Genomic DNA, 3,701 nt, shown 5'->3' with positions numbered 1-3,701 from the left:
GGTGTGGCCTCCGGCTGGGGCTGAGGTTGTGGATCTGGAGGGGTTCTACGACGAGGGGGCTGACGCCGGTCTCGCCTACGGGCCGGTGTTCCAGGGTTTGCGGGCCGCGTGGCGCAAGGACGGCGAGGTGTTCGCCGAGGTCGCGTTGCCCGATGGTGTGAAGTCGGACGGCTTCGGTCTGCATCCGGCGCTGCTTGACGCGTCGTTGCACACGGTCGGTCTCGCGGACAGCGCGGACGTCGACGGCAAGGTGCCGTTCGCGTGGTCGGGTGTGCGGCTGCACGCCTCCGCCGCGACGGCACTGCGGGTCCGGTTGACGCCCACAGAGGCGGACGGCGTGACCTTGGCACTCGCCGACGGTTCGGGCGCCCCCGTGGCCACCATCGACTCCCTGGTGCTGCGCCCCGTCTCGCTCGACCAGATCGCCGGGGACGAGCGCGGCGACGCGCTGTTCGGCGTCGACTGGATATCCGCACCGCCCACCGACGGCGCGGCGCCGACGACCCAGTGGACCGACCTGGACGCACTGGCGCAGTCGGCGGAACTGCCCGACTTCGTCGTCCTGCCGTGCCCGACGACCTCCGCGTCCGACCTCGTTGCCGACGCGCACGAGACGGCGCACTGGGCGCTGACCACGGTCCAGAACTGGCTGGCCGACGACCGGTTCGACGCCGCCCGCCTCGTCCTTGTGACCAGCGGCGCGATCGCCACCACGACCGACGAGGACGTACGGAACCTCGCGCAGGCCGCCGTGTGGGGCCTGGTGCGCACGGCCCAGTCGGAGAACCCCGACCGCATCGTGCTGGTCGACCTCGACGACGAGGCGGTCTCGCGCGACGCGCTGCCGTCCGCCCTGGCCACCGGCGAGCCACAACTCGCCGTACGCTCCGGCGACATCCGCACACCCCGCCTGGCCAGGGTCGGCCCGTCGGCAGTGGACGACCCCGGCTTCGGCTCGGGCGCGGTGCTGGTCACCGGTGCCACCGGAACGCTGGGCGGCCTCATGGCCCGGCACCTGGTCGCCGAGCGCGGCGTACGCAACCTGCTCCTGGTGAGCAGGCGCGGCGCCGCCGCCGAAGGCGCCGAGGAACTGCGCGCCGAACTCGCCGCGCAGGGCGCCGAAGTGACGTACGCCGCCTGCGACGTCGCCGACCGGGAAGCCGTCGCCGCACTGCTCGCCGAGCACAAGGTCTCCGCCGTCGTGCACACCGCCGGTGTCCTCGACGACGGCACCATCGGCTCACTGACGGCGGACCGGATCGACACCGTCTTCCGGCCCAAGGTCGACGCGGCCTGGCACCTGCACGAGCTGACCCGCGACCTCGACCTGTCCGCGTTCGTCCTGTTCTCGTCCGTCGCCGGTGTGTTCGGCGGCCCCGGACAGGGCAACTACGCCGCCGCGAACACCTTCCTGGACGCCCTCGCCCAGCACCGCCGCGCCACCGGCCTGCCCGCCACCTCACTCGCGTGGGGCCTGTGGGCGGACGCCGGCGGCATGGCGGGCAGCGTCGACGAGGCCGACGTGAAGCGGATGAGCCGGGGCGGCGTGATCCCGCTCGGCTCCGCCCAGGGCCTGGCGCTGTTCGACGCGGCCGGCACCACCGGGCGCGCCACGCTGGCCCCCGTGCCGCTCGACCTGCCCGCCCTGCACCGGCAGGCCCGCACGAGCTCCGTACCGCACCTGCTGCGCGGTCTGGTGCGCGGCACGGCACGCAGGACCGCCGAGTCCGGCGCCGCCACCGGGACAGCTCTCGCCCAGTCCCTTGCGGGCCTGACCGAGGCCGAGCGGGAGAAGGCGCTCCTCGACCTCGTCCTGGAGCACGTGGCCGTGGTCCTCGGCCACGGCTCGGCGGGCGCCATCGTGCCCGACCGCGCGTTCAAGGAGCTCGGCTTCGACTCGCTGACCGCGGTCGAACTGCGTAACCGCCTGGGCGCGGCCACCGAACTGCGCCTGTCCGCGACGCTGGTCTTCGACCACCCGAGCCCGCTGGCGCTCGCGACGCACCTCAGCACCGAACTCATCGGCGCACCCGCCGTCGTGACGACCACCCGGGCACGGGTCGGCGTGAGCGACGAGCCGATCGCCATCGTCGCGATGAGCTGCCGGTTCCCGGGCGGGGTCAACTCGCCCGAGGACCTGTGGCAGCTCGTCTCCGACGGTGTCGACGCCGTCGGCGAGTTCCCCGCCAACCGCGGCTGGGACCTGGCCAACGTGTACAACCCCGACCCGGACCACGCGGGCACCTCGTACGCCCGTGAAGGGGCCTTCCTCTACGACGCCGACCAGTTCGACCCGACGTTCTTCGGGATCTCGCCGCGCGAGGCCCTCGCCATGGACCCGCAGCAGCGGCTGCTCCTGGAGACGTCGTGGGAGGCGTTCGAGCGGGCCGGGATCGACCCGAGCGCGGTGCGCGGGCGCGACATCGGCGTCTTCACCGGCTCGAACGTGCAGGACTACACCCTGCTCCTGGCGGAGAGCGACGAGACCGTCGAAGGCTTCATCGGCACGGGCAACGCGGCCAGCGTCGTGTCCGGCCGCGTCGCCTACGCGTTCGGCCTCGAAGGCCCCGCCGTGACCGTCGACACCGCGTGCTCGTCGTCGCTGGTGGCGCTGCACATGGCCGTGCAGGCACTGCGGACCGGTGACTGCTCGATGGCGCTCGCGGGCGGCGTGACGGTGATGTCGACGCCGGGCTCGTTCATCGAGTTCAGCCGCCAGCGCGGACTCTCCACCGACGGCCGCTGCAGGCCGTTCTCGTCCGACGCGGACGGCACCGGCTGGGGCGAGGGCGTCGGCACGGTCGTCCTTGAGCGCCTGTCCGACGCCCAGCGCAACGGGCACCAGGTGCTCGCCGTGGTACGGGCGTCCGCGATCAACCAGGACGGCGCGTCCAACGGCCTCACCGCCCCCAACGGCCCCGCGCAGCAGCGCGTCATCCGGCAGGCACTGGCCGCCGCGGGCCTCGCGCCGACCGACGTGGACGCCGTCGAGGCGCACGGCACCGGCACGAAGCTCGGCGACCCGATCGAGGCCCAGGCGCTCCTCGCCACCTACGGCCAGGACCGGGCCGCCGACCGGCCGCTGTGGCTGGGCTCGGTGAAGTCCAACATCGGGCACACCCAGGGCGCCGCCGGTGTCGCGGGCATCATCAAGATGGTCATGGCGATGCGGCACGGCGTACTGCCGAAGACCCTGCACGTCGCCGAGCCCACCCCCGAGGTCGACTGGTCCACCGGTGATGTCGCGCTCCTCACCGAGGCCCACTCCTGGCCGGACACCGACAGGCCGCGCCGCTTCGGCGTCTCGTCGTTCGGGTTCAGCGGCACCAACGCGCACGCCATCATCGAGCAGGCGCCGGTCACCGAAGCCGCCGAGCCGACCGCCGAACCGGACCCGTCCCTCGTGCCGCTGCTCGTCTCGGCCAAGGACGACGAAGCACTGCGGGCGGGAGCGGAGCGGCTGCGCGCCCACCTCGTGGCACACCCCGAGCTGAACCCGCGCGACGTCGCCAGCACGCTCGCCGTGGCGCGGTCGGCCTTCGACAGCCGGGCGGTCGTCGTGGGCGAGGACCGCGACGGCCTGCTCGCCGGCCTCGGCGCGCTCGTCGAAGGACCGACGGCGGTGGCCCGAGGCGTCGAGTCGGCGCGGGTGGCGATGGGTGTCGCGCGGCCTGCGGGCAAGGTGGCGTTCGTGTTCCCCG

Annotated in this window: 1 pseudogene; it reads left to right on the top strand. The window is 73.6% G+C overall.

From position 1 onward, the window contains the following. Positions 1-4 precede the first annotated feature (4 nt). Positions 5-3,701 (top strand): annotated as a pseudogene (locus IE274_RS39070) (type I polyketide synthase); the annotation flags it as partial.

The sequence above is a fragment of the Streptomyces flavofungini genome, assembly GCF_014650815.1.
Taxonomy (GTDB): domain Bacteria; phylum Actinomycetota; class Actinomycetes; order Streptomycetales; family Streptomycetaceae; genus Streptomyces; species Streptomyces flavofungini.
Note: the sequence above shows the minus strand (reverse complement) of the source record. Positions and strands in the feature narration are given on the sequence as shown.